The following is a 25,236-nucleotide window of genomic DNA, read 5'->3' as shown; positions in this document are numbered from 1 at the left end:
CCCTATTATGGGCCGCCCGCGAATGATCTCAGGGCGTGCTGGTCTGGGGGTTCGGCGGGCTGGTGGTTGAGCAAGCGCCGGTCGGCCTGCTACTCGTACCGGTACTTCAGTTCGGCCAAGGGCTCGCCGGTCACGACATACACATGCCACGGCTGGAGGTTCCCACTCGACGGAGCCCGCATCACTGCCGCGAGCACTCGCTCGAGTACCTCTTTGGGTACCGGCTCATCGCTGAACGCCCACACGGCCCGACGACGGTCCACGACTTCATACACATTCACGTGGTTCTCGTCCTCTCACTCAACGAGAACCACATCTCTATTGTCTTGAGCACGCGCCAGAGAGTTCACCGGCGGGGCAGAGGGACGACGCGTGCAGGATCGGTGGGGCTGATCGTGTTCCGATGCCGGCTATCTGTGAGGGAGGTCTATCCAGGAGCCAATGGGCACCTGCGCCGCCTGCACCGTACGGCTCGAGGCGGCAGAGTGTTTGTTGCCTGGACGTTCCCGCCCACCGCCGTAGCAGCGCACTGTCGACCAGACCCAAGCCGCCAAACCCGCCCCGCAGAGTGGCCATCAGGGTGCCTGAGCAGCGACACAACAGGCCTGACACTCCATCAGAACGAGCGTCGAATGAGCGCCCCGAGCGTCGGGATATCGCCCGTAACACCCACACCGCACACAATGCGCGTCAACAAAACCGCAGGTCAAGAGCCCTTAGCCGCAGGTTCAAGGATCGCCACGCATTCCACATGATGCGTCATCGGAAACAGATCGAACGCCCGAAGCATCCGCACCCGGTACCCCCCGTCGCGGAAGTACCCCAGATCCCGCGCCAGCGCCGCCGGGTCGCAGGCGACGTAGGCGATACGCCGTGCGCCCAGGGACGCGAGGTGTTCGACCGTCTTCTTGCCGGCTCCCGCACGCGGCGGGTCGAGGACGATCAGGTCGACCTCGGTGATGCCGGTGCGCGGGAGGACCGACTCGACCTTGCCCTGTTCGATACGGACCCGTGGGAAGTCGGCCAGGTTGTGCCGCGCATCCTCCACCGCCCGCTTGCCGGACTCGATGCCGAGGACCGCGCCCTTCTCGCCGAGGCGGTCGGCGAGGGCGCCGGCGAAGAGGCCCACGCCGCAGTAGAGGTCCAGGGCCATCTCGCCCTTGCGGGGCAGCAGGCCCTGCATGACCGCCGTCACCAGGGTGTCCGCGGCCTTCGGGTGGACCTGCCAGAAGCCGCCGCTGCCGACCCGGTGGGTACGGCCGTCGGCGCGCTCACGCACGAACGCGCGGCCGTGGACGCGGTGGATGCCGCCGTCCTTCTCGTCGACACGCATGACGGACACGGGCCGGTCGAGTTCGACGAGCGGCAGACGGGCGCCGGGGCGGGGCTCCAGGATCACCATGCGGTCCTGGGACCCGGTGGCGGCGATCGCCTCGACGGACGCCATGCCGGCCCAGTCCCGGTCCTCGATGCCGAGTTCGGTGACACCGGGCGCGGCGATCATGCAGTGGTCGATCGGCTCCACCTCGTGCGAGCGGTGGCGGCGCAGTCCGGCGTTGCCGTCGGCGTCGACGGCGTACTGCATGCGCGTCCGCCACTGCGGGACCTGGCCCGCCGGAAGCTTGTCGCCCTCGGCCGGCATCACGGTGCCGTCCCAGCCGGCCTCCTCCGGGGTGAGGCCCGCGAGCCGCTGGAGCTGCTCGGCGATCACCTCGCCCTTCAGGCGGCGCTGCGCGCCCGGCTTGGCGTGCTGCCAGTCGCAGCCGCCGCAGCGGCCGGGGCCGGCGAAGGGACACGGGGCCTCGACGCGGTCCTTGGAGGCCTCCAGGATCTCGACGGCGTCCGCGCGCAGGAAGCGGGCGCCTTCCTCGCCCTCCGTCACCCGGGCCACGACCCGCTCGCCGGGCAGCGCGTGCCGGACGAACAGGACCTGGCCCTCGGAGGTACGGGCGATGCAGTGGCCGCCGTGGGCGACGGGGCCGATCTCGACCTCGTACTCCTCGCCCACCAGCGACTCGGTCGGTTCTGCCTGCATGGTGGGGTGACTCCAGATCGGGAGAGGGAAGCGGCCGCAACCGGTGGGCCTGGCAACAGCCCACCAGTCTACGGCCTCTCCCCGCGCCCCGGTCCCAGGCACCTCAGCGCCAGGACACCTCAGCCCTCAACCCCCCGAGCGCCTCAGCCCCAGGGCACCCCGGCCTTCGGCGCCTCAGTCCTTGGCGGCCGGCTCCTTCGGCCGCTCCACCGCCGGACCGCGCCGGACCGCACCGGGCGCGTTCCACTCCTGCCGCTTGCGGGCGCGGTCGCGGGCCGCCTCGGAGGAGACCAGCTGGTAGGGGACGGAGGTCACCATCACGCCGGGCGTGAAGAGCAGGCGGCCCTTCAGGCGCAGGGCGCTCTGGTTGTGCAGCAGATGCTCGTACCAGTGGCCGACGACGTACTCGGGGATGATCACGGAGACCGCGTCGCGCGGGGACTCCCTGCGCAGACTCTTGACGTACTCGATCACCGGGCGGGTGACCTCGCGGTACGGCGAGTCGAGGACCTTCAGCGGTACGTCGATGCCGCGCCGCTCCCACTCCTCGCGCAGCACCTTGGTCTCCACCGGGTCGACGTTGACGGTGAGCGCCTCCAGGGTGTCCGAGCGCATCAGCTTGGCGTAGGCCAGGGCGCGCAGGGTGGGGCGGTGGATCTTGGAGATGAGGACGACCGAGTGGACGCGGGAGGGGCGGACACTGTCGTCGCTCGGGCCTTCGGGGGCCGCGATCTCCTCGGCGACGCGGTCGTAGTGCTTCCGGATCGCGGTCATCGTCGCGTAGAAGATGCACATGCCCAGCAGGGCGACCCAGGCGCCGTGCGTGAACTTGGTGACCAGCACGACGACCAGCACCAGGCCGGTGAAGAAGGCACCGAAGGCGTTGATCGCGCGGGAGCGGACCATGTGGCGGCGCTTGGCGGGGTCCTTCTCGACGGCCAGGTGGCGGTTCCAGTGCCGGACCATGCCGGTCTGGCTGAGCGTGAAGGACACGAACACGCCGACGATGTAGAGCTGGATCAGGCGCGTCGAGTCGGCGCCGTAGATGACCACGAGCAGCATCGCGGTGCCCGCGAGCAGCACGATGCCGTTGGAGAAGGCGAGGCGGTCGCCGCGGGTGTGCAGCTGGCGCGGCAGATAGCGGTCCTGGGCGAGGATCGAGCCGAGCAGCGGGAAGCCGTTGTACGCCGTGTTCGCCGCGAGGAACAGGACCAGGGCGGTGGCGGCCGCGAGCACGATGAACAGGATGCTGCCCTTGCCGAACACCGCCTCGGCGACCTGGGAGATCACCGGGTTCTGGACGTAGCCGGAGCCGACCGGGGTGCCGTTGTGGATCAGGTCGGTGGCCGGGTTCTCGGCCATGCGGACCTTGGTGGACATCGCGAGGGCGATGATGCCGCAGAACATGGTGACGGCCAGCAGGCCCATCATGGCGAGCGTGGTCGCCGCGTTCTTCGACTTGGGCTTGCGGAAGGCCGGGACGCCGTTGGAGATGGCCTCGACACCGGTGAGCGCGGCACAGCCGGAGGAGAAGGCCCGCAGCAGCAGGAAGACCAGGGCGAAGCCGGCGAGGCCCTGGTGTTCGGCCTTGATGTGGTAGTCGGCGGTCGGTGCCTTCATGGTGTCGCCGAGGGCCAGGCCCCGGAACGCACCCCACGCGATCATGATGAAGACGCCGCCGACGAAGACGTACGTCGGGATCGCGAAGAGCTTGCCCGACTCCTTCACGCCGCGCAGGTTCATCAGCGTCAGCAGGACGATCACGGCGACCGCGCACAGCACCTTGTGCTCCACCACGAAGGGGATCGCGGAGCCGAGGTTCTCGATGCCGGAGGCGATGGAGACCGCGACGGTCAGGACGTAGTCGACGAGCAGGGCGCTGGCCACGGTCAGGCCGGCCTTGGGGCCGAGGTTGGTGGTGGCCACCTCGTAGTCGCCGCCGCCGCTCGGGTACGCGTGCACGTTCTGCCGGTAGGAGGCGACCACGGTGAACATCAGCACGACGACCGCGACGGCGATCCAGGGACTGAAGTGGTAGGCCGACACGCCCGCGATGGACAGGACCAGCAGGACCTCTCCCGGCGCGTAGGCGACGGAGGACAGCGGGTCGGAGGCGAAGACGGGGAGTGCGATGCGCTTCGGCAGGAGCGTTTCGCCCAGCCGGTCACTGCGCAGTGCGCGCCCGATCAGGATCCGTTTGGGCACGTCGGTCAGTTTGGACACGAAAGAGGATCGTAGGCCTTCGAACTGGCTGTCGCCCACCCGGCATCCCGGATCTGCCTCATGAGTGAAATCACGGGCGCGCGGAACTGCGGATTCCGTGGTCCGCGCGCCCTGCGTGTCTAGATGGCAGACCCCGCCCGTCCTCGCACCTCGGAGGTCCCATGCCCGCGACCGCAGAGCTGATCGGGGCCGTCCTCGCCCTCGCCGGCCTCGGAATCCTGACCCTGTGCAGCGTGCGCAGCATCACTCGCCGGTCGGCGGCCGTCGGCCCCGCTCCGGTGGTCGCCGAGGACGCTCACCGCCGGTGATCGCGGGAATCCCGCGCACAAGGGTGCCCGCCCCGAACCACTCGTGTGTAGCTTTGGGCGTCGGTCTGAGACCCTGATGCTGAGCAGTAACTTTTGGACACCGGAAGGACGGTCGTGCACATCGTCATCATGGGCTGCGGAAGAGTGGGTTCCGCTCTTGCCCAGACCCTGGAGCAACAGGGACACACGGTCGCTGTGATCGACCAGGACCCCACCGCCTTCCGCCGGCTGGGCCCGGGATTCGGCGGTCGCCGGGTCACCGGCGTCGGCTTCGACCAGGACACCCTGCGCGAGGCGGGCATCGAGGAGGCCGGCGCCTTCGCCGCCGTCTCCAGCGGTGACAACTCGAACATCATCTCCGCGCGTGTGGCCCGCGAGATGTTCGGCGTGGAGAACGTGGCCGCCCGCATCTACGACCCCCGCCGCGCCGAGGTCTACCAGCGCCTGGGCATCCCCACCGTGGCCACGGTCCGCTGGACCGCCGACCAGATGCTGCGCCGTCTGCTGCCCTCGGGCGCCGAGCCGCTGTGGCGCGATCCCACCGGCGGCGTCCAGCTCGCCGAGGTGCACACCTCGCCGAAGTGGGTCGGCCACAAGATCAGCAAGCTGCAGGAGGAGACGGGCGTCCGCGTGGCGTTCCTGACCCGCCTGGGCGAGGCCATCCTGCCCACCTCGCAGACGGTGCTGCAGGAGGGCGACCTCGTGCATGTGATGATGCGGCCGGACGACGTGGAGAAGGTCGAGGCGGCGTTCGCCGCGGGCCCGGAAGAAGAGGGCGGTCACTGATGAGGGTCGCCATTGCCGGAGCCGGCGCCGTCGGCCGCTCGATCGCGGGCGAGCTGCTGGAGAACGGCCACGAGGTCCTGCTCATCGACAAGGCCCCGACCGCCATCTCGGTGGAGCGGGTGCCGCAGGCGGAGTGGCTGCTGGCCGACGCCTGTGAGATCACGTCCCTGGACGAGGCGGCGCTGCAGCGCTGCAACGTGGTGATCGCCGCGACGGGCGACGACAAGGTCAACCTGGTCGTCTCGCTGCTCGCCAAGACGGAGTACGGCGTTCCGCGCGTCGTCGCCCGGGTGAACAACCCGAAGAACGAGTGGCTGTTCAACGAGGCCTGGGGCGTCGACGTGGCGGTGTCCACGCCGCGTCTGATGTCCGCCCTGGTCGAGGAGGCGGTGAGCGTCGGCGACCTGGTCCGTCTGCTCCGCTTCAGCCACGGCGACGCCAACCTCGTCGAGCTGACCCTGCCCGAGGAGTCGGCCCTGGCCGGCACCCAGGTCGGCGACGTGGAGTGGCCCGAGGACACCTCCCTGGTCACGATCATCCGCGGCACCCGCGTGCTGACCCCGTCCAAGGAGGACTCCCTGGAGGCGGGCGACGAACTCCTCTTCGTGGCCGCGCAGGCCCGGGAGGAGCAGCTGGAGGAACTGCTGTCGGTGCGGCGCGAAAGCTGAACCCACGAGGAAGGGCGCCCTTGATTCCAAGGGCGCCCTTCGTCGTCGTACGGCTGCCTCGTCGTACGGCTGGTGTCTACGCGTCGCGGCGGTGCCGTCCGCCCATCGGCTCGCCGCCCTCGGCGGCCAGTGCGGCCTTGCGCTCCTTCTCGGCCTTCTCGGCCTGCTCCTCCGCCTCCATCTCGGCGAAGACGTCGATCGGGGCCGGCGCCTTCGCGAGGAAGACCCAGGTGAGCCAGACCGCCAGCAGGAACGGCGGGATCTTCAGCGCGACCAGCACCCAGCCGAGCTGGGCCGTGTCCGCCCACCAGTACAGCGGGAAGAGGATCGCGCACTTGGCGAGCAGGATCAGGCCCCAGGCCCAACTGGCCTTCGCGTAGGCCTTCTTCCGGCCCGGGTTACGGGTGCGCCAGGAGAGGTTCTCCTTGAAGACCGGGCCGAGGATGAGGCCGATCAGAGGGACACCGGCGAGGGTCGTGACGATGTAGGCCAGTGCCAGGCCCAGCGTGTAGAGCATGCCGGGGAGATAGAAGTCCTTGGCATTGCCCGTGAACATCGCGAACACGACGCCGAAGGCCACGCCGAAGACGCCGCTGAAGGCGTGCTTGACGGTGTCCTTCCGCACCAGCCGGACCACCACCAGCACCAGCGACACGGCCAGCGCGGCGATCGCCGAGATGTGCAGGTCCTTGTTGACCGTGAAGATCGCGACGAAGAGGAGCCCGGGCAGGACCGTCTCGACCATGCCGCGGACACCGCCGAACGCCTCGAACAGCGCGGCCTCGGTGACCGCGCGGGCATCGCGGGCCTCGTCCGGCTGGGCCTGTTCGGTGTCTTCGGTCGGCTTGTCGAGGGACGTCACCGGCTACTCCCGTCCAAGGGGTCGCAGTTCGTATTTCGGGTTGAACAGCACCCGGCGGCCGCGGCTCATCGAGATCCGGCCCGATGCGATCAGCTTGCGCCCCGGTTCTATGCCCACGATGGAGCGCCTGCCGAGCCACACCACGTCCAGCGCGGCGGAGCCGTCGAACAGCTCGGCCTCCAGGGCCGGGACTCCGGCGCGCGGGCGCAGGGTGACCGTGCGCAAGGTACCAGTTACGGTGACGATCTGCCGGTCACGGCAGTCACCGATCCGGGTGCACCCCGCGGTCTCGGCGTCTTCCCGCAGTTCCTCGGACTCCAGGTCCTCCTGTGACGAGGAGAGCCGGTCGAGCATGCGCCGGAACCGGCCGGCCGGCTTTTCGGAGCGAGGAACAGCAGTCATATCTGAAGCGTACCGGGGTGTGCCGACAGGGCCGTACTCCAGCTCACTTCTCGAACCGGTAGCCCATCCCGGGCTCGGTGATCCCGCATCTCCCGGGGGCAACACCCGGACCCCCGGCCCCCCGCAGCTCACCTCTCGAACCGGTAGCCCATCCCGGGCTCGGTGATGAAGTGCTTAGGGTGCGACGGGTCCGCCTCCAGCTTCCGCCGCAGCTGGGCCATGTAGACGCGCAGGTAGTTGGTCTCCGTCCCGTACGACGGCCCCCACACCTCCTGCAGGAGCTGCTTCTGGCTGACCAGGCGGCCCGTGTTGCGGACCAGCACCTCCAGCAGGTGCCACTCGGTCGGGGTGAGCCGGACGTCCTTGCCGGAGCGGTTGACCTTCTTCGCGGCCAGGTCGACGGTGAAACCCTCGGTCTCGACGGTCGTCACGTCGTCCTCGCCGGCTCCGACCGGCTCGGCACGGCGTACGGCGGCCCGCAGCCGGGCCAGCAGCTCGTCCATGCCGAAGGGCTTGGTGACGTAGTCGTCGGCGCCCGCGTCCAGTGCCTCGACCTTCTCGTCCGAGGAGTGGCGGGCGGACAGGACCAGGATCGGCACCCGGGTCCAGCCGCGCAGCCCCTTGATCACCTCGACGCCGTCCATGTCCGGCAGGCCCAGGTCGAGGACGACCGCGTCGGGGTGGCGGGAGGCGGCGAGTTCGAGGGCGGTCCTGCCGTCGGGGGCCGCGTCGACCTCGTACTTGCGAGCCTTCAGGTTGATCACGAGGGCGCGCACGATCTGCGGCTCGTCGTCGACCACGAGCACCCGGGTCATAGGGCCTGCCTTTCTGGTTCTGCGATGTCCTCCCCCACGGGAAGGGACTCGGGACGCGATCCTGCCGCGTGCAGGCTCAGCACCATGGTGAGCCCGCCGCCCGGCGTGTCCTCGGCGTTCAGGGTGCCGCCCATGGCCTCGGTGAAGCCGCGGGCGACCGCGAGGCCGAGGCCGACCCCGGCCCCGCGCGGGGCGTCGCCGTAGCGCTGGAAGGGCTCGAAGATACGGTCCTTCGCCTCGTCCGGCACTCCTGGTCCGCGGTCCACCACACGGACCTCGACCCGCTCCCCCATCGCGCTGGCGGAGACCAGGACGCGACATCGGGGCGGGCTGTACTTGACGGCGTTCTCCACCAGGTTGGCCACCGATCGCTCCAGCAGCCCGGGGTCGACGGCGACCATGGGCAGCGACTCGGGGATGTCCAGGTCGACGCTGTCCTCGGGTACGCCGCCCAGGGCCATCGGGACCACCTCGTCCACGTCGATCTCCCGGATGAGCGGGGTGACCGTGCCGGTCTGCAGGCGGGACATGTCGAGCAGGTTGCCCACGAGGTGGTCGAGCCGGTCGGCGCCCTCCTCGATGCCCTTGAGAAGCTCCGCCTGGTCCTCCTCGGACCAGGCCACGTCGGCGGAGCGCAGCGAGGTGACCGACGCCTTGATGCCGGCGAGCGGGGTGCGCAGATCGTGGCTGACGGCGGCCAGCAGGGCGGTGCGGATGCGGTTGCCCTCGGCGAGCGCCCGAGCCTGGTCGGCCTCCTCCTGGAGGCGCCGGCGGTCCAGGGCGACGGCCGCCTGCGCGGCGAAGGCGGCGAGCACCCGGCGGTCCTCGGCGGGCAGCACCCGGCCGGTCAGCGCGAGCGCCAGGTGGTCGCCGACCGGCACATCGACGTCGGCGTCCTCGGGCCGCTCCAGCGGGGGCCCGAATCCGGCCCGGCCCGCACAGGTCCACGGCTCGACGTCGCCGGCCCGTTCCAGCAGGGCCGCCGACTCCATGGCGAAGGTCTCCCGCACCCGCTCCAGCAGCTCCTCCAGACCGGTCTCGCCGCGCAGCACGTTGCCGGCGAGGAAGGAGAGGATCTCCGACTCCGCGCGCAGCCGGGCTGCCTGATGGGTGCGCCGGGCCGCGAGGTCGACCACCGAGGCCACGGCCACGGCCACCCCGACGAAGATGGCGATGGCCACGATGTTCTTCGGGTCGGCGATGGTCAGCCGGTGCAGGGGCGGGGTGTAGTAGTAGTTCAGCAGCAGGGAGCCGAAGGCCGCCGAGGCCAGGGCCGGCAGCAGGCCGCCGAGCAGGGCGGCGGCGACCGTGACGGCCAGGAACAGCAGCATGTCGTTGGCGAGGCCGAGGTCGACGGTGTTCAGCAGCACGGCGAGGATCGCCGGGCCGGCCAGACCCACCACCCAGCCCCCGATGATCCGGGCCCGGCCGAGCCGTGCGCCGCGGGCGACGGGCAGGCCGCGGCCCTTGGCGACCTCGTCGTGGGTGACGATGTGGACGTCGAGGTCGGGGCCGGACTCCCGAGCCACCGTGGCACCGACGCCGGGGCCGAAGACGTACTGCCAGGCCTTGCGGCGCGAGGAGCCGAGGACGATCTGGGTGGCGTTCACACCGCGCGCGAAGGCCAGCAGCGCGGCCGGTATGTCGTCGCCGACCACATGGTGGAAGGTGCCGCCCAGGTCCTCCACCAGGGTGCGCTGGACGGCCAGCTCCTTCGGGGAGGCCGCGGTCAGGCCGTCGGCGCGGGCTATGTAGACCGCGAGCACCTCGCCGCCGGCGCCCTTCTCCGCGAGCCGGGCGGCGCGTCGGATCAGGGTGCGGCCCTCGGGGCCGCCGGTCAGGCCGACCACGATCCGCTCGCGCGAGCCCCAGATCTTGGAGACCCGGTGCTCGCTGCGGTACTCGTTCAGGTACTCGTCGACCCGGTCGGCCACCCACAGCAGCGCCAGCTCGCGCAGGGCGGTGAGGTTGCCGGGCCGGAAGTAGTTGGACAGGGCCGCGTCGACCTTGTCCGGCTGGTAGATGTTGCCGTGCGCCATACGGCGGCGCAGGGCCTGCGGTGACATGTCGACCAGCTCGATCTGGTCGGCCCGGCGCACGACCTCGTCGGGCACGGTCTCCCGCTGCCGTACCCCGGTGATCGACTCCACGACGTCGCCGAGGGACTCCAGGTGCTGGATGTTGACGGTCGAGACGACGTCGATGCCGGCCGCGAGCAGCTCCTCGACGTCCTGCCAGCGCTTGGCGTTGCGGGAGCCCGGAATGTTGGTGTGGGCCAGTTCGTCCACGAGGGCGACGGCGGGGGCGCGGCGCAGCACCGCGTCGATGTCCATCTCACCGAAGGTGGCGCCCCGGTAGTCCAGCCGTTTGCGCGGCACCTGCTCCAGGCCGTGCAGCATCACCTCGGTGCGCGGCCGCTCGTGGTGCTCCACGAAGCCCACGACACAGTCGGTGCCCCGCTCGATACGGCGGTGCGCCTCGGACAGCATGGCGTAGGTCTTGCCCACACCCGGTGCCGCGCCGAGGTAGATTCGAAGCTTGCCGCGTGCCATGTCCCCATTGTCTTCCAGTACCTGCTGCGTACGCAGCGTCGACCTTACGGCCAACGATGCGGACAAATGGGACGAGGGCCCGGTCAGCAGGGGCCTTTGACACAACCCTGATGGGGGCCGAGGCGCTCAGTTCTCGACGATCTCCCCGTCCCGCAGCTCCAGCACCCGGTCGGCCAGGTCGAGCAGAGTCGCGTCGTGCGTGGCGACGAGTGCGGTGGCCCGCTCGCTGCGGACGACGGCCCGCAGCAGCTCCATGACCGCGTGGCCGGTCTCCGCGTCCAGCTGGCCGGTGGGCTCGTCGGCGATGAGCAGGGCGGGCCGGTTGGCAAGGGCACGGGCGATGGCGACCCGCTGCTGCTGGCCGCCGGACAGTTCACCCGGCCGCTGCGCCGCGTGGTCGGCGAGCCCGACGAGGGACAGCAGCAGCTCGACCCGCTCCTCGCGCTCGTGGGGTTCGGCCCGGCGCAGCCGCAGCGGTACGCCGACGTTCTCGGCGGCGGTGAGGATCGGGATGAGCCCGAAGGACTGGAAGACGAACCCGATCCGGTCCCGGCGCAGCTCCAGCAGCCCGTTCTCACCGAGCCCGGCCAGGTCCTGCCCGCCGACCTCGACCCGCCCGCGGTCGGGGACGTCGAGTCCACCGACGATGTTCAGCAGGGTGGTCTTGCCGGAGCCCGAGCGCCCCTTGAGGGCCACCAGCTCGCCGCGCGGCACCTCGAAGGAGACCCCGCGCAGGGCATGGACGGCGGCGGCGCCGCGCCCGTACGACTTGTGGACGTCCTCGACGCGCACCATTGTCTCGGTGAGCACCTGACTCATTCCGCCTCCCCCGTCCCTGCGTCCCCCGTGGACCGGGCGCCAGTATCGCTGTGGGACGCCCGGCCGTTCAACGGTTCAGTTCGGGTTGTCGCCGTGGGTGAGGGTCTCCCAGGCGACGAAGAGGTTGTTGCTGCCGGCCGGACGGTTGTTCATGGTCAGTGTCTGGGTGTTGGTCATGGCGATGCCGAGGCGGTTGTGCAGGGCGTTGTAGCCGACCTCGGTGACCGGGCCGAGCCCGGGCTTGAGGGAGCCGCCGCACAGCCAGCCGGGGACGGCCGCGCCGAGCTGGTACTTGGACTGGAAGCCGAGCGCCTGCCGCAGCCGCTCGCCCACATCGGTGCCGTACAGGTCCTGCCCCTGGATGCGGCTGGTCTCGGCCACGTGCGAGATCGCGGAGATGCCGTACCCGGTGTGCACGAAGTCCCGGCAGGTCTCCTGGGTGAGTCCGGTGACGAAGGTGGACTGGCCCTGCCAGTAGGAGACGATCTTGTCGCGGGTGTTCAGGTTCTGGCTGGGCACGGTCTTCGGCAGGTCGCCGTCGGAGGCGAGGTAGACGTAGGCGGCCGTACGCGTCCGGAATCTGGCCATGGCGGTGTCGTACGACGCCTTGTCCTCCAGGAAGACGGAGATGCCGACGGCGGCCTCCGTCATCGACAGCTCCCAGTTGCCGTTGGAGTTGGAGCCCTTGATGACGACCGGCAGATAGACGGTGCGCAGCATGGTGGCGAAGCGGCCGGCGTTCGGCCAGCTGCCGGTGTAGGTGTACTTGATGATCTCGGCGGCCTTGGGCCAGGACGAGCCCGCCCAGCCCGTCTGCAGGGGCGCGTTGCTGTTGGTGTGGCTGGTGATGGTGGCCGACCAGGCGTCCATGATCTGGATGGCCTTCTGCGCATAGCGCGCGTCGCGGGTGACGTACCAGGCGAGGGCGTCGGTGTAGGCGGCGATCGCGTCCTCACGCTCGTCGGTGCAGCCGTGGTTGGGATCGGAGTAGGAGCCGCATTCCACGGTCGCCCGCGGCTTGGGTGTGCGGTTCAGGTCGGCGTAGGGGCTCGCCATCATCCGGTCGTAGGCGCCCTTCCAGGGCTGGGCGCCGGCCAGCACCTTGCCGCGGGCGAAATCCAACTGGCCCTGGGAGACGGTGACTCCGGGGTGGACGAAGGCGGTGGGAGCGGAGTGGGCCGTGGGGGCGGTGAAGGCGCCCGGCAGCAGGGAGGCCACGACAACGAGCAGTGGGGCACGACGCATAGCGACTCCGTTCGCGTATGTGAACTTGGAGCGCCTTCATGAACACAGGCGTTGGCCGGAGACCATAGGTACAGACCAATAGCCCGTCAAGGGGTCGCGCATGCGAAAGGGCCGCACCCCGGACATGGGGTACGGCCCTCGAACCGCTCGGCCGAGCGGTGTGTCTAGCGGACCTCGGTGATCTCCGGTCCGCGCTGCAACTGGCCCATGCCGCCGGAGAAGCGCGAGCCCTCCTCCTGCTGGACGCCCTCAGGAACCATCTGGGCGTCGTTCGGCAGCTTCAGGACGATCGGGTCGCGGGGCGCCATCGGGCCCTCACCGCGGACCACGACCGTGTCCCGGAAGATCTGCTCCAGCAGACCCGCGGCCTGCGGCTGCACGGCGCCCTGGCCGGAGATCACACCCCGCAGGAACCAGCGCGGGCCGTCCACACCGACGAACCGCACGACCTGGAAGCCACCGGTTCCGTCGGGCAGCTGCACCGGTACCTGGGCACGCAGCTCCCAGCCCAGCGGACCCTCGACCTCGTCGACGATGCCGCCCTGCTGGGTGATGCCGCCCGCGATCTCCTCGCGGACCTCGCCCCAGATGCCCTCACGCTTGGGCGCGGCGAAGGCCTGCAGCTGGACGGCGCTGTCGCGCAGCACGACGGTCGCCGCGACGATCGCGTCTCCGGCGACCTCGACCCGCAGCTCCATACCGTCGACGCCCGGCACGAAAAGACCGCCGAGGTCGACACGCCCCTCGCTCGGGTCGTGCACCTCGGTGCTGTCCCACGGCCCGTCGGGCCGGGGCTCGGGCTCGAGCCGGACGCGCTCACGCCCGGCCTCTTCCTCGTCCGCCTCGCCGTCGACGCTGTCGACGACCTGCTCGGCCTCGCCGGCCGCGTCCTCGGCGGCATCCTTCTTGTTGCGACGTCCGAACACGTCACTGTCCTTCCCGGTCGGATACGACCGAAGCGTATCGATTCCCACCCGTCTGACCGCCCATGGCGGCCGGACCGCTTGTGCCGCTTTCGCCGCCCACCGCGGCATGACCGCCGGTGGACCCGAAGCCCCCCTCGGCCCGCGCCGAGCCGGGAAGTTCCGCCACCTCCTGGAAGCGGACCCTCTCGACCTGCTGGACGACCAGTTGGGCAATCCGGTCGAAGCGCTCGAACCGCACGGACTCGCGCGGGTCGAGATTCACCACGATCACCTTGATCTCCCCACGGTACCCGGCATCAACCGTCCCCGGGGCATTCACGAGGGCCACACCGCAGCGGGCGGCGAGGCCGGAACGAGCATGCACGAAGGCCGCGTACCCCTCCGGGAGGGCTATCGACACTCCCGTGGGCAGCACGGCCCGTTCGCCCGGCTTCAGCTCGCAGGCCTCGGTGGTGCGCAGATCCGCTCCGGCGTCCCCCGGGTGTTCGTACGCCGGAAGCGGTACGTCCGGATCGACACGGCGGATCTGCACGTTCAGGGGATCCCGGCGCACGGCACCGCTGGGGCTGTCGGCGCTCACGGGTTCACCTCGAAGGCGCGGGCACGCCGGATCTGGTCCGGGTCGCTCATGGCGGCCTGGATCTCCGCCTCACGGCCGTGGTCGATGAAGTGGTCGACCTTCACCTCGATGAAGAGGGCGTCCGCACGGACGGCGACGGGCCCTTCGGGGCCGTCGATCCGCCCGACGGCGCGGGAGTAGATCTTCCGCCCGGCCACGGCGGTGACCTCCGCCGCCAGGTGCAGCGTGGTGCCCAGCGGCACCGGCCGCACGAAGTCGGTCTCCAGCCGGCCGGTGACGGCGATGGTCCGCAGCAACCAGTTCAGCGAGCCGAGGGTCTCGTCGAGGGCGGTGGCCAGGACTCCGCCGTGGGCGAGGCCTGGGGCGCCCTGGTGGGCGGGCTGGACGGTGAACTCGGCGGTCAGCGAGACACCCTCGCCGGCGCGCGCCTCCAGGTGCAGCCCGTGCGGCTGCCCGGGACCACAACCGAAACAGTGTTCGTAGTGGGCGCCGAGAAGCTCCCCGGGTGCGGGAGCATCGGGGTGCCGTACCGGTTTCACCGCGTCGGCGGGAGGCTGAAGAGCTGCGGAACTACCACTCACAGCCGCAGACCTTACCCGCCCGCCCGTCACCCACCATCGCCGTACCCGTCAGCGCCCGGCGCCCGGCCGCCCCGACTCCGGCCGTAACCCGATAGCGTGCCAAGCTTGGCCCCATGCAGCTCTCCGCCACCCCCTACGAAGAACGCCTCACCGCCCCCCGCTCGTGGTGGCTGATCAGCTTCCTCGTGGGTGTCTCGTTCGCCCTGATCCTGCTCCCCTTCGGCATCCTGCCGATGCTCGGCGGCCTGGTCGGCGGCACGGCCGCGGCCGCGGTGGTGGCCAGCGCCTACGGCTCCCCGCGCATCCGCGTCGTGGGCGGCTCCCTGATCGCGGGCGAGGCGCAGATCCCGGTGTCGGCGCTCGGTGGGTCGGAGGTCCTGGACCCGGAGGAGGCCCGCGCCTGGCGCACGTACAAGGCCGACACCCGCGCCTTCCTGCTGCTGCGCTCCTACATCCCCATGGCTCTGCGGGTGGAGGTCACCGACCCCGAGGACCCGACGCCGTACCTGTACCTGTCGACGCGGGAGCCGGAGAAGCTGGCGGCGGCGATCGAGGCGGCTCGCGAGACGGCCGCGTAGGGCCGTCAGCCCCCGAGTTCCCGGGGAAGCTCGCCCATCCTGAGCGGATCCGCGGGTTTCTCCAGCGGCGGCAGTTCCGGCAGCTCGTCCCACGGCACCTGGATCTTCCGGAGGTCCGCGCGAATGCGCCCCGCGAGCTTCTTGGTGTCGCGGCGGTTCATGACCGCCCCGACCGCCGCGCCCACCATGAACGGCATGAGGTTGGGCAGGTCGCGGACCATCCGCTTCATGATCTGCTGACGCAGCTCGCGTTTCATCTGGCCCCCGAGGGCCGTGTTGATCGTCGACGGCTTCGTGACTTCGATACCGCGCTCCCCCGACCAGGAGGACAGATACGCGGTACTGCGGGCCATCAGGGTCCCCGGCGGCCGCACGCCGTACACCTCGTGCAGCTCGGCGATCATCTTCAGCTCGATCGCCGCGACCCCGGTGATCTCCGCGGCCAGCTCGGTCGGCATGGCCGGCGGCACCGGCAGCATCGCGGCAGCACCGATCCCGGCCCCGACCGTCGAGGTCGCGCCCGCCGCGCCCGCCACGAGCTTGTCGGCGAGCTGCTCCGGCCCGAGGCCCGGAAACTGCCTGCGCAGCGTCGCGAGGTCGCGTACGGGGATACGCGGGGCGATCTCGATGATCCGGTCCACGAGGTACGCCAGCCCCGCACGAGCGCGGCTGCCGCCCTTGTGGGCGCCTTCCCGGGCCAACTGCCGGGCCTTGTCCCGGATCACCGCGGCCCGTCGCCGGGCGACGGGCACAGGCCACCGAGCCGTGGACGGCTCGCCGCCCGGCTCGGACGCCGGTGCGAGCGAGGCTCCCGCACCGGGCGAGCCCCGCTCGTCGTCACGCGCGCCGTGCGGGCCGTTGTACGGCCCCTTGTCCGCTCCCGGCAGGGGGAAGCGGCGCTTCCGCGGAGGGGTCGAGCCAGTCACGGCCGACCCGTCCTCAGTCGCAGTCGCGGCAGATCGGCTGGCCGTTCTTCTCGCGGGCCAGCTGGCTGCGGTGGTGCACCAGGAAGCAGCTCATGCAGGTGAACTCGTCCTGCTGCTTGGGCAGCACTCGGACGGCCAGCTCCTCGTTCGAGAGGTCGGCGCCCGGCAGTTCGAGGCCTTCAGCCGCCTCGAACTCGTCGACGTCCACCGCGGAGGTGGACTTGTCGTTCCGGCGAGCCTTCAGCTCTTCAAGACTGTCCGAGTCGACGTCGTCATCGGTCTTGCGTGGAGTGTCGTAATCGGTTGCCATGTCGCTCTCCCCCTCTGGGTGTCTGCGGTGTCTCCAGCGCACGTAACGCGTGAGAGGCCGGACTTGTGCCCGACCTGAGGCGGAGATTTTGCCTCACATCAAGGTCTGTTACTCAATCGACACCCAATCCGATCCCTCAAGAGTGATCGGCTTGGATGGCGGTGAGGACCGTACACGGTTCGAATGTCGCACCTCAAAGGCGCCTCATCGTGTACTTCCCGTGATCAAGAGCCCTGAAAACCAGGATTTTCCCGGCTTTACGGGTCCTGTAATGATCACGGAGCGTAGATGGCTGGAAATCCGCCCATGTGATCGATCACACAGGGTCAACCGGGATGGACCCCCAGAAAATTCCGCGCGAAGCGAACATCTTCCGCGTGTGTCGGATCTGTGTCACATCGGCAGCGTGACTCGCATCTCCAGGCCGCCCCCCTCCCGGGGCCGCGCCACGATGTGGCCGCCGTGTGCGCGGGCCACGGACCGGACGATGGACAGGCCGAGGCCCACACCCTTGTCGCTCCCCGTGCGCTCCGTACGGAGCCGTCTGAAGGGCTCGAAGAGGTTGTCGATCTCGTACGCCGGCACGACCGGCCCGGTGTTCGACACGGTCAGCACCGCCTGCCCGTGACCGGCCTCCGTGGTCACCTCGACCCAGCCGCCCTCCCGTCGTCCGCCACCGCCCTTCTGGGGAAGCGCTTCGCGCTGCACGTCCTCACTGGGCACGTTGTAGCGCACCGCGTTCTGCAGGAGGTTGAGCGCGATCCGCTCCAGCAGCACACCGTTGCCCTGCACCACGGCGGGCTTGCGCTCACCGCGGATCTTGACGCCCTTGGCCTCCGCCTCGCCGTGCACCTGGTCGATGGCCTGGCCGGCCACCTCGGCCAGGTCGACCGGTTTGCGCTCGACGATCTGGTTGTCGCTGCGCGCGAGCAGCAGCAGGCCCTCGACCAGCTGCTCGCTGCGCTCGTTGGTCGCCAGCAGTGTCTTGCCCAGCTGCTGCAGCTCCATCGGTGCGTTCGGATCGGACAGGTGCACTTCCAGGAGCGTGCGGTTGATCGCGAGCGGTGTGCGCAGTTCGTGGGAGGCGTTGCCGACGAAGCGCTGCTGGGCGGTGAAGGCCCGCTGGAGGCGCTCCAGCATGTCGTCGAAGGTGTCCGCCAGCTCCTTCAGCTCGTCGTCCGGACCGTCCAGCTCGATCCGGCGGGACAGGTCGGAACCGGCCACCTGACGGGCGGTGCGGGTGATCCGTCCGAGCGGGGACAGTACCCGGCCCGCCATCGCGTAACCGAACGCGAAGGCGATCACGGCGAGTCCCAGCAGGGCCAGCAGCGAGCGGCTGAGCAGATCGTCCAGGGCCGACTGGCGCTGTCCGTCGACACATCGGCTGATCGCGTCGTTGAAGTCCTGCAGCGACAGTCGGGTCGTGCTGCTGGCCATGTTGATCGCGGGGCAGTTGTCGCTGGAGATCTTCAGCTGGGAGCCCTGCGAAAAGCTGACGATCTTGAACAGCGGCTGGTTGCCGGTGCTGATCGCCTGCGCGGCCAGCAGATAGATGATCGACAGCAGCAGGATGCCTGCGATCAGGAACATGCCGCCGTAGAGCAGGGTGAGGCGTATCCGGATGGTCGGGCGCAGCCACGGGAAGGGGGGCTGCGGCCGTCGGGGGTCCCAGGTGGGTTTCGGAGGCGCCTGGGGCGGCGCGGGTGTCGCGGCCACGGCGGATCAGATCCGGTAGCCGGAGCCGGGCACGGTGACGATCACGGGCGGCTCGCCGAGCTTGCGGCGCAGCGTCATGACCGTCACGCGGACCACGTTGGTGAACGGGTCGGTGTTCTCGTCCCAGGCCTTCTCCAGCAGCTGCTCGGCCGAGACGACGGCGCCCTCGCTGCGCATCAGCACCTCCAGGACCGCGAACTCCTTGGGCGCGAGCTGGACCTCCTTGCCGTCGCGGAAGACCTCGCGGCGGTTGGGGTCGAGCTTGATGCCGGCGCGCTCCAGAACCGGCGGCAGGGGCACGCTCGTACGGCGTCCGAGGGCGCGCACCCGCGCGATCAGTTCACTGAACGCGAACGGCTTGGGAAGGTAGTCGTCGGCGCCGATCTCCAGGCCCTCCACACGGTCACTGACGTCACCGGAGGCGGTGAGCATCAGCACGCGCGTGGGCATGCCGAGCTCCACGATCTTGCGGCAGACGTCGTCGCCGTGCACGAGCGGGAGGTCGCGGTCGAGCACGACCACGTCGTAGTCGTTGACGCCGATGCGCTCCAGGGCGGCCGCACCGTCGTACACGACGTCGACGGCCATGGCCTCCCGGCGCAGTCCGGTGGCCACCGCATCGGCGAGCAGTTGCTCGTCCTCGACGACGAGTACGCGCACGTCGCTTGTCCTTCCTGTGTCCACCCGCGTAGCGCGCCGTGAGCGCGCGCGGGCAGGGGTGTCCGTGGGATGTGACCTCCATCCTGCCCTTTTCGGCCATAAGTCGGCTGTAAGGCGGGGTCCCGACCGCAGGGATCCCGTTCCTGGAGCGGGAATGCGAGATTTTCTCGAGTGGTTAGGTTTCCGTGGAAGGGAGCGGGGGGAGGACGGCTTTACACCCCGCGATCACGCTCTGCACGTGCCGCAACACCATGCGGTACTTCGCGATCCGCTTCCGCAGAGCGGGCGTGGGCGTCCGGCACCGTCGCCGCCCGGCAGGGCAGCGCTGGGCACCCGCGAGAGACGTGATCGTTCCTTCCCAACGGCACACCCCCGTGCCACCGACCCACGACCCAGGACGAGGGGGCGCAGCATGGACGCATTCACCGCAGGACTTCTGCAGCGCATAAGGGCGACCGAGTCCGACCTTTCGCGGGCCCGCGACGAGGGCGACGACTTCCTCGTCGAGGTGGAGCAGGCAGAGCTCGACGACCTGCGCCGCCTCGCCGCCGAACACGGTGTGGAGGTCGGCGCGTCACGCGTCTGATCGGCCCGAAGCGCGACAGCGGAACCCCCGGCGAATCCAGCGCCGGGGGTTCCGACCGTTTCCTGCCCGGTGGGCGGCCCAGGGCCTGTCCGTCGGTACAGGGCCTGGCCGTGCGGTACAGGCCCTAGTCGTGCCAGGCCCCGAAGTCCTCGAGCAGCCGCTGGAGCGGCTCGAAGACTCCCGGCGTGCCCGCGACCGTCAGATCACGCGAGGGGCGCTCTGCGGGCCGTCCGCCGGTCAGCGCGCCCGCCTCACGGGCGATCAGGTCCCCGGCGGCCACGTCCCATGCGTTGAGCCCGCGCTCGTAGTACCCGTCCAGCCGGCCGCAGGCCACGTCGCACAGGTCGACCGCGGCGGATCCGCTGCGCCGGATGTCCCGCAGCAGCGGGATGAGCCGGCCGGCCACCTCGGCCTGGTGGGCGCGGACCTCGGCGACGTAGTTGAAGCCGGTGGAGACCAGCGCCTGCTCCAGCGGGGGCGCCGGCCGGCAGGACAGCGCGCGCTCGCCCTCCCACGCGCCCGTGGCCCAGGCACCACCGCCGCGTACCGCGTGGTACGTCTCGCCGCGCATCGGGGCCGCGACGATCCCGACAACGGTCTCGCCCTCCCGCTCCGCCGCGATGGACACGGCCCAGGTGGGCAGCCCGTACAGGTAGTTGACGGTGCCGTCGAGCGGGTCGATCACCCAGCGGATGCCGCTCGTGCCCTCGGTGTCGGCGCCCTCCTCGCCGAGGAAGCCGTCGCCCGGGCGCCGGCCGGAGATCAGATCGGTGATCAGCTTCTCCGCCGCGATGTCCATCTCGGTGACGACGTCGATCGGGCTCGACTTGGTCCTGGCCACCGCCAGGTCGGCCGGACGGCCGTCGCGCAGCAGCTCGCCGGCGCGGCCGGCGGCCTCCTGGGCCAGGTCGAGCAGTTCCCTGTGCAGGGCGTCGGTCACGGGGCTCCTCACGCGTAGGGGGTGTCTGCGCCGGCGGCGGCCGGACGGGGGGCGCGGGCGGGGCAGCAGCCGACCGGGCAGAGGTTGTGGCTCGCGCCGAGTGCGCCCAGGGCGCACGGAGCGACCTCCTGGCCGCGCTCGCTGCCGGCCCGCTCCAGGATCAGCTCGCGGATCGCCGCGGCGAACCGCGGGTCGGCGCCCACGGTGGCCGAGCGGCGCACCGGCAGGCCCAGCTCCGCGGCCTTGGCCGTGGCCTCGGTGTCGAGGTCGTAGAGGACCTCCATGTGGTCCGAGACGAAGCCGATGGGCGCCATGACGACGGCCGGGGCACCGGCGGCGTGCCGCTCCTCCAGGTGGTCGCAGATGTCCGGCTCGAGCCAGGGGATGTGGGGGGCGCCGGAGCGGGACTGGTAGACGAGCCGCCAGGGGTGGTCGACGCCGGTGCGCTCGCGGACGGCGTCGGCGATCAGCTGGGCCACGTCCAGGTGCTGCTCGACGTACGCTCCGCCCTCGCCGTGGACCTCGACCGGGCCGGAGGTGTCGGCGGCGGCGGTCGGGATGGAGTGGGTGGTGAAGGCGATGTGGGCGCTGCCGCGGACGTCCTCGGGGAGGTCGGCGAGGGAGCGCAGCACCCCGTCGATCATGGGCTCGACGAAACCGGGGTGGTTGAAGTAGTGCCGCAGCTTGTCGATCTTCGGCAGCTCGAGGCCCTCCGCCTCCAGGGCGGCCAGCGCGTCGGCCAGGTTCTCGCGGTACTGGCGGCAGCCGGAGTACGAGGCGTAGGCGCTGGTGGCGAGCACCAGGACGCGGCGGCGGCCGTCGGCGACCATCTCGCGCAGGGTGTCCGTCAGGTACGGCGCCCAGTTGCGGTTGCCCCAGTAGACCGGCAGGTCCAGGCCGTGCTCCGCGAAGTCCTTGCGCAGGGCGTCCATCAGGGCACGGTTCTGGTCGTTGATCGGACTGACCCCGCCGAACAGGAAGTAGTGCTGCCCGACTTCCTTGAGACGTTCCTTGGGGATGCCACGCCCGCGCGTGACGTTCTCCAGGAACGGGACCACGTCGTCGGGGCCTTCGGGGCCGCCGAACGAGAGCAGGAGCAGGGCGTCGTAGGGGGTGGCATCGAGCGCGTCTGGCATGTCTCGATCCTGCCACCCGGTGCTGACGGCCGGGCAACCGTGCGGTGAAGAGTCGAGTTCCAGACGGTTTAGTCCGGTATTTCCGGCTGTGATTCCAGGTGCAATTAGGGTCACCTAACTCGTAATCTGTATCCGCCGCATTCGCGCCTTACCGACCCGTCTCCGGAGACCACGTGCCCAGCCCCTATCGCGCCCTGTTCGCCGAGCCCGGCACCAAGGGCTTCTCCGCCGCGGGATTCCTCGGCCGGATGCCGCTGTCGATGATGGGCATCGGCGTGGTCACGATGATCTCCCAGATCACCGGGCGCTACGGCCTCGCAGGCGCGCTGTCGGCCACCATGGCGATGTCCGCCGCCGCGATCGGGCCGCGGATCTCCCGGCTGGTGGACCGGCACGGCCAGCGCCGGGTGCTGCGCCCCGCGACCCTGGTGGCACTCACGGCAGCCGCCGGGCTGCTGCTCGCCGCGCATCTCGGGTGGCCGGACTGGGTGCTGTTCGTGTGCTCGGCCGGCATCGGCTCGGTGCCGAGCCTGGGCGCGATGATCCGGGCCCGCTGGGCGGCCCTGTACCGGGGCACGCCGAAGCTGCACACCGCCTACTCGTTCGAGTCGGTGGTGGACGAGGTGTGCTTCATCTTCGGGCCGATCATCTCCATCGGCCTGTCCACGGCCTGGTTCCCGGAGGCCGGCCCGCTGCTGGCCGCCTGCTTCCTGGCCGCCGGCGTCTTCTGGCTGACGGCCCAGCGCGCCACCGAACCGGAGCCGCACCCGCAGGAGCGGCACGGCAGCGGCAGTGCGCTGCGCTCGGCCGGGCTCCAGGTGCTGGTGGCGACCTTCGTGGCCACGGGCGCGATCTTCGGGGCGGTCGACGTGGTCACCGTGGCCTTCGCCGACGAGCGCGGTCACAAGGGCGCCGCGAGCGTGGTGCTGGCGCTGTACGCGGCGGGTTCCTGCGTGGCCGGAGCGGTCTTCGGGCTGCTGCGCTTCTCGGGAGGGCCGGAACGCCGGTGGCTGCTGGGCATATGCGCGATGGCCGTGAGTATGATCCCCCTCCTACTGGTCGGAAACTTGCCGCTTCTGGCCGTGGCGCTGTTCGTTGCGGGCCTGTCCATCGCACCGACGATGATCACGACGATGTCCCTCATCGAAGAGCACGTACCTCGCGCGCAGCTCACCGAGGGAATGACCTGGGTGAGCACCGGCCTCGCGGTCGGCGTCGCGCTCGGCTCGTCCGCGGCCGGCTGGGTGATCGACGCAGCCGGAGCGCATGCCGGGTACGGGGTTCCGGTCGTGTCCGGGACCGTCGCGGTCGCGGTCGGGTTTCTCGGGTACCGCCGGCTCAGCAGGCCGGCCGCGGGTCGGGGAGGCACCGTTGAGCACCACAGCGAGCGCGAAGAACGGCACCTGGCGTAACTGGGGCGGCAATGTGTCCGCCCGCCCCGCCCGGCAGGCGGCGCCGGCCTCGGTCGAGGAACTGGTCGCGGTGGTGCGCGGGGCCGCCGAGGACGGCCTGAAGGTGAAGCCGGTCGGCACCGGGCACTCGTTCACGTCCATAGCCGCCACCGACGGTGTGCTGATCCGCCCTCACCTGCTGACCGGTATCCGCACCATCGACCGGGACGACATGACCGTCACGGTCGAGGCGGGCACACCGCTCAAGAGGCTCAATGCGGCCCTGGCGCGCGAGGGACTGTCGCTCACCAACATGGGCGACATCATGGAGCAGACCGTCTCCGGAGCCACCAGCACGGGCACGCACGGCACCGGCCGGGAGTCCGGCTCCATCGCCGCCCAGATCAAGGCACTCGAACTCGTGACGGCGGACGGCTCGGTGCTCCGCTGCTCCGAGAAGGAGAACCCGGAGGTGTTCGCGGCCGCCCGGATCGGCCTCGGCGCGCTCGGCATCGTCACCGCGATCACCTTCGCCGTGGAGCCGCTCTTCCTGCTCTCCGCGCGCGAGGAGCCGATGTCCCTCGACCGGGTGCTGGCCGAGTTCGACCAACTGTGGGCCGAGAACGAGCACTTCGAGTTCTACTGGTTTCCGCACACCCGCAGCACCAACACCAAGCGCAACAACCGCAGCGCGGGCCCCGAGCAGCCGGTGGGGCAGCTGGCGGGGTGGTTCGAGGACGAGTTCCTCTCCAACGGGGTCTTCCAGGTGGCCCAGTGGGCCGGGCGGGCCGCGCCCGCGGCCGTTCCGGCGATCGCCCGGGTCTCCAGCAAGGCCCTGTCGGCGCGGACCTACACGGACATCCCTTACAAGGTCTTCACCTCGCCGCGCCGGGTGCGCTTCGTGGAGATGGAGTACGCCGTCCCGCGCGCGGCCCTGGCCGAGACGCTGCGCGAACTGAAGGCCATGGTCGACCGCTCCGGTCTGCGCATCAGCTTCCCGGTCGAGGTGCGCACCGCCCCTGCCGACGACATCGTCCTGTCCACCGCCGGCGGCCGGGACAGCGCGTACATCGCCGTCCACATGTTCCGGGGCACGCCGTACCAGACCTACTTCACCGCCGCCGAGCGCATCTTCACGGCGCACGAGGGCCGGCCGCACTGGGGCAAGGTGCACACGCGGGACGCCGAGTACCTCGCCGAGGTGTATCCGCGTTTCGGCGAGTTCACGGCGCTGCGGGACCGTCTCGACCCGGAACGGCTGTTCCAGAACGACTACTTGCGGAGGGTTCTGGGGGCGTAGGCGGCGCCGTGGACTCGCCGGGTGTGGGAGTCGGCGTGGCCGGGGCACCGCTCGGCTCCCCGCTCGCCGAGCCGCTCACCGAGTCGCTCGGCGTGGGTGCGGGTGTGGCGCGCCGGGTCGTACCGCCACCGTCCGCACCCTTCGACGGTACGTCCGAATCCGGCGAGGCAGACGAAGGGGCCATGTTCTCACCGGACTTCGGGGAGGACGGGCCCCGGCCGCCGACGGCGTCGCTGACCGTCGTGCCCGTACCGCCGCTGAAGGTGTTGCCGGTGGCCAGCTCGTACGTCGTGATGCCGGCCATGGTGACACCGAAGACGATGGCGGCCGCGAGGACCGGTCGCTTCCAGCTCTTCACGCGTGCGCGGTAGACGGTTCCCTCGGTGAACTCGCCGGGATCCGGTGGCACTTGGCCGCCCGGAGCCCCTTCGCCCGGCGCGGGGGTGACCGTGACCTCCCGGATCTGCTCCCCGGTCCGCCGGAAGAAGTGCTGGAAGAGGGTGCCGCCGCAGGTGGCGACGACGCTGACGACCCCGGCGCCGAGGATCGTGCCGTACACCCCGAAGTACGAAGCCAGTTTGGCCGCCACGACCGCCGCCAGGGCGCTGCCCGCGACCTGGGGGACGCTCAGGTCGATCCGCTTCCGACCCGCGTCGGGCGTTTCACGCATACCCGGAACTTGCCTGCCTTTCCCGTACTTGAACGACTTGATCGACCAACTGCACGAGAAAAGGACGTACGGACGAAACCATTAGTTCCGTTTCTGGGGATTACGTGAAGTTCGCCACGTTCATGATCGCCAGAACCCTGTTGCGCACGGCCAAGTCGGACCCCTTGCCAGAAGTTGGGCGGCGCGCCAATCCACGCACGTGGTCCAAATGGAGTACTGTT

At 70.4% G+C, this 25,236-nt stretch carries 25 protein-coding genes and 1 pseudogene; 7 read left to right on the top strand and 19 right to left on the bottom strand.

What is annotated here, in order from left to right; genetic code table 11:
- Nucleotides 1–98: 98 nt before the first annotated feature.
- The 3 genes and pseudogenes from ACIRU3_RS08810 to ACIRU3_RS08800 form a co-directional block, all read right to left on the bottom strand.
- A pseudogene (locus tag ACIRU3_RS08810) lies at nt 99–281 on the bottom strand (nitroreductase family protein); the annotation flags it as partial.
- A gap of 425 nt (nt 282–706) precedes the next feature.
- Nucleotides 707–2,035: a class I SAM-dependent RNA methyltransferase gene (locus tag ACIRU3_RS08805; RefSeq protein WP_404053430.1), complete on the bottom strand. Its 1,329-nt coding sequence runs from the start codon at nt 2,033–2,035 to the stop codon at nt 707–709.
- 174 nt (nt 2,036–2,209) lie between these two features.
- The gene (locus ACIRU3_RS08800; RefSeq protein ID WP_404053427.1) at nt 2,210–4,258 is read right to left on the bottom strand and encodes an APC family permease; all 2,049 of its coding nucleotides are present in this window, start codon (nt 4,256–4,258) and stop codon (nt 2,210–2,212) included.
- 161 nt (nt 4,259–4,419) lie between these two features.
- Between ACIRU3_RS08800 and ACIRU3_RS08795 the strand changes: the two genes are divergently transcribed.
- The 3 genes from ACIRU3_RS08795 (at nt 4,420) to ACIRU3_RS08785 (ending at nt 6,020) form a co-directional block, all read left to right on the top strand.
- Nucleotides 4,420–4,566 (top strand): hypothetical protein, encoded by a 147-nt coding sequence (locus ACIRU3_RS08795; protein WP_404053424.1) that lies wholly within the window; start codon nt 4,420–4,422, stop codon nt 4,564–4,566.
- 114 nt (nt 4,567–4,680) lie between these two features.
- Nucleotides 4,681–5,352 carry an NAD-binding protein gene (locus tag ACIRU3_RS08790; RefSeq protein WP_404053422.1) on the top strand — a complete coding sequence of 224 codons (672 nt, stop codon included), beginning with the start codon at nt 4,681–4,683 and terminating at the stop codon, nt 5,350–5,352.
- Nucleotides 5,352–6,020 carry a potassium channel family protein gene (locus tag ACIRU3_RS08785; RefSeq protein WP_404053419.1) on the top strand — a complete coding sequence of 223 codons (669 nt, stop codon included), beginning with the start codon at nt 5,352–5,354 and terminating at the stop codon, nt 6,018–6,020. The genes ACIRU3_RS08790 and ACIRU3_RS08785 overlap by 1 nt, the downstream gene beginning before the upstream one ends.
- Nucleotides 6,021–6,096: 76 nt before the next feature.
- Here the strand turns inward: ACIRU3_RS08785 and ACIRU3_RS08780 are convergent, their stop codons facing one another.
- From ACIRU3_RS08780 to ACIRU3_RS08740, 9 genes are all read right to left on the bottom strand, one after another.
- Nucleotides 6,097–6,882: a DUF3159 domain-containing protein gene (locus tag ACIRU3_RS08780; RefSeq protein ID WP_404053416.1), complete on the bottom strand. Its 786-nt coding sequence runs from the start codon at nt 6,880–6,882 to the stop codon at nt 6,097–6,099.
- A 3-nt stretch (nt 6,883–6,885) separates the two neighbouring features.
- A complete protein-coding gene (locus ACIRU3_RS08775; RefSeq protein ID WP_190017864.1) occupies nt 6,886–7,284 on the bottom strand; it encodes an OB-fold nucleic acid binding domain-containing protein in 399 nt (132 codons plus the stop codon).
- 128 nt (nt 7,285–7,412) lie between these two features.
- Entirely contained in the window at nt 7,413–8,099 is a 687-nt protein-coding gene (locus tag ACIRU3_RS08770) for a response regulator (protein WP_404053413.1), read from the bottom strand.
- The gene (locus tag ACIRU3_RS08765; RefSeq protein WP_404053410.1) at nt 8,096–10,651 is read right to left on the bottom strand and encodes an ATP-binding protein; all 2,556 of its coding nucleotides are present in this window, start codon (nt 10,649–10,651) and stop codon (nt 8,096–8,098) included. Before ACIRU3_RS08765 ends, ACIRU3_RS08770 begins: the two co-directional genes overlap by 4 nt.
- Before the next feature lie 126 nt (nt 10,652–10,777).
- A complete protein-coding gene (locus tag ACIRU3_RS08760) occupies nt 10,778–11,470 on the bottom strand; it encodes an ABC transporter ATP-binding protein (protein ID WP_404053408.1) in 693 nt (230 codons plus the stop codon).
- Nucleotides 11,471–11,545: 75 nt separating this feature from the next.
- On the bottom strand, nt 11,546–12,715 hold the full coding sequence (locus ACIRU3_RS08755; protein WP_404053405.1) for an alginate lyase family protein: 1,170 nt from the start codon (nt 12,713–12,715) through the stop codon (nt 11,546–11,548).
- 164 nt (nt 12,716–12,879) lie between these two features.
- Entirely contained in the window at nt 12,880–13,641 is a 762-nt protein-coding gene (locus ACIRU3_RS08750; protein ID WP_404053402.1) for a DUF3710 domain-containing protein, read from the bottom strand.
- Nucleotide 13,642: 1 nt separating this feature from the next.
- A complete protein-coding gene (gene dut / locus ACIRU3_RS08745) occupies nt 13,643–14,194 on the bottom strand; it encodes a dUTP diphosphatase (RefSeq protein WP_404054410.1) in 552 nt (183 codons plus the stop codon).
- A 23-nt stretch (nt 14,195–14,217) separates the two neighbouring features.
- Nucleotides 14,218–14,802, bottom strand: coding sequence for a PaaI family thioesterase (locus ACIRU3_RS08740; RefSeq protein WP_404053399.1), 585 nt, complete (start codon nt 14,800–14,802; stop codon nt 14,218–14,220).
- Between the two features lie 113 nt (nt 14,803–14,915).
- Between ACIRU3_RS08740 and ACIRU3_RS08735 the strand changes: the two genes are divergently transcribed.
- On the top strand, nt 14,916–15,380 hold the full coding sequence (locus ACIRU3_RS08735) for a DUF3093 domain-containing protein (RefSeq protein ID WP_404053396.1): 465 nt from the start codon (nt 14,916–14,918) through the stop codon (nt 15,378–15,380).
- A gap of 5 nt (nt 15,381–15,385) precedes the next feature.
- Here the strand turns inward: ACIRU3_RS08735 and ACIRU3_RS08730 are convergent, their stop codons facing one another.
- The 4 genes from ACIRU3_RS08730 to ACIRU3_RS08715 form a co-directional block, all read right to left on the bottom strand.
- A complete protein-coding gene (locus ACIRU3_RS08730) occupies nt 15,386–16,306 on the bottom strand; it encodes a hypothetical protein (RefSeq protein ID WP_404053393.1) in 921 nt (306 codons plus the stop codon).
- Nucleotides 16,307–16,319: 13 nt separating this feature from the next.
- A complete protein-coding gene (locus tag ACIRU3_RS08725) occupies nt 16,320–16,616 on the bottom strand; it encodes a DUF4193 domain-containing protein (RefSeq protein ID WP_005481602.1) in 297 nt (98 codons plus the stop codon).
- Nucleotides 16,617–17,009: 393 nt separating this feature from the next.
- The gene (locus ACIRU3_RS08720) at nt 17,010–18,332 is read right to left on the bottom strand and encodes a sensor histidine kinase (protein WP_404053391.1); all 1,323 of its coding nucleotides are present in this window, start codon (nt 18,330–18,332) and stop codon (nt 17,010–17,012) included.
- 6 nt (nt 18,333–18,338) lie between these two features.
- Nucleotides 18,339–18,992, bottom strand: a complete 654-nt coding sequence (locus ACIRU3_RS08715; protein WP_003993508.1) for a response regulator transcription factor — start codon at nt 18,990–18,992, stop codon at nt 18,339–18,341.
- 412 nt (nt 18,993–19,404) lie between these two features.
- On the opposite strand from ACIRU3_RS08715, the gene ACIRU3_RS08710 reads away from it, so the two are divergent.
- The gene (locus ACIRU3_RS08710) at nt 19,405–19,578 is read left to right on the top strand and encodes a hypothetical protein (RefSeq protein ID WP_023546087.1); all 174 of its coding nucleotides are present in this window, start codon (nt 19,405–19,407) and stop codon (nt 19,576–19,578) included.
- A gap of 124 nt (nt 19,579–19,702) precedes the next feature.
- Here ACIRU3_RS08710 and ACIRU3_RS08705 read toward each other — a convergent pair whose 3' ends face one another.
- Entirely contained in the window at nt 19,703–20,518 is an 816-nt protein-coding gene (locus ACIRU3_RS08705) for an inositol monophosphatase family protein (protein WP_404053388.1), read from the bottom strand.
- 8 nt (nt 20,519–20,526) lie between these two features.
- A complete protein-coding gene (locus tag ACIRU3_RS08700) occupies nt 20,527–21,654 on the bottom strand; it encodes a ferrochelatase (protein WP_404053385.1) in 1,128 nt (375 codons plus the stop codon).
- Nucleotides 21,655–21,827: 173 nt separating this feature from the next.
- Between ACIRU3_RS08700 and ACIRU3_RS08695 the strand changes: the two genes are divergently transcribed.
- Together ACIRU3_RS08695 and ACIRU3_RS08690 are read left to right on the top strand one after the other, a co-directional pair.
- Nucleotides 21,828–23,066 carry an MFS transporter gene (locus ACIRU3_RS08695; RefSeq protein ID WP_404053382.1) on the top strand — a complete coding sequence of 413 codons (1,239 nt, stop codon included), beginning with the start codon at nt 21,828–21,830 and terminating at the stop codon, nt 23,064–23,066.
- Nucleotides 23,026–24,345 carry a D-arabinono-1,4-lactone oxidase gene (locus tag ACIRU3_RS08690; RefSeq protein ID WP_404053379.1) on the top strand — a complete coding sequence of 440 codons (1,320 nt, stop codon included), beginning with the start codon at nt 23,026–23,028 and terminating at the stop codon, nt 24,343–24,345. Before ACIRU3_RS08695 ends, ACIRU3_RS08690 begins: the two co-directional genes overlap by 41 nt.
- Here ACIRU3_RS08690 and ACIRU3_RS08685 read toward each other — a convergent pair.
- Nucleotides 24,269–25,015 (bottom strand): hypothetical protein, encoded by a 747-nt coding sequence (locus ACIRU3_RS08685; protein WP_404053376.1) that lies wholly within the window; start codon nt 25,013–25,015, stop codon nt 24,269–24,271. The genes ACIRU3_RS08690 and ACIRU3_RS08685 overlap by 77 nt on opposite strands.
- Between the last annotated feature and the right edge of the window lie 221 nt (nt 25,016–25,236).

The organism is Streptomyces sp. NPDC101151 (assembly GCF_044768335.1).
Lineage (GTDB): Bacteria > Actinomycetota > Actinomycetes > Streptomycetales > Streptomycetaceae > Streptomyces.
Note: the sequence above shows the minus strand (reverse complement) of the source record. Positions and strands in the feature narration are given on the sequence as shown.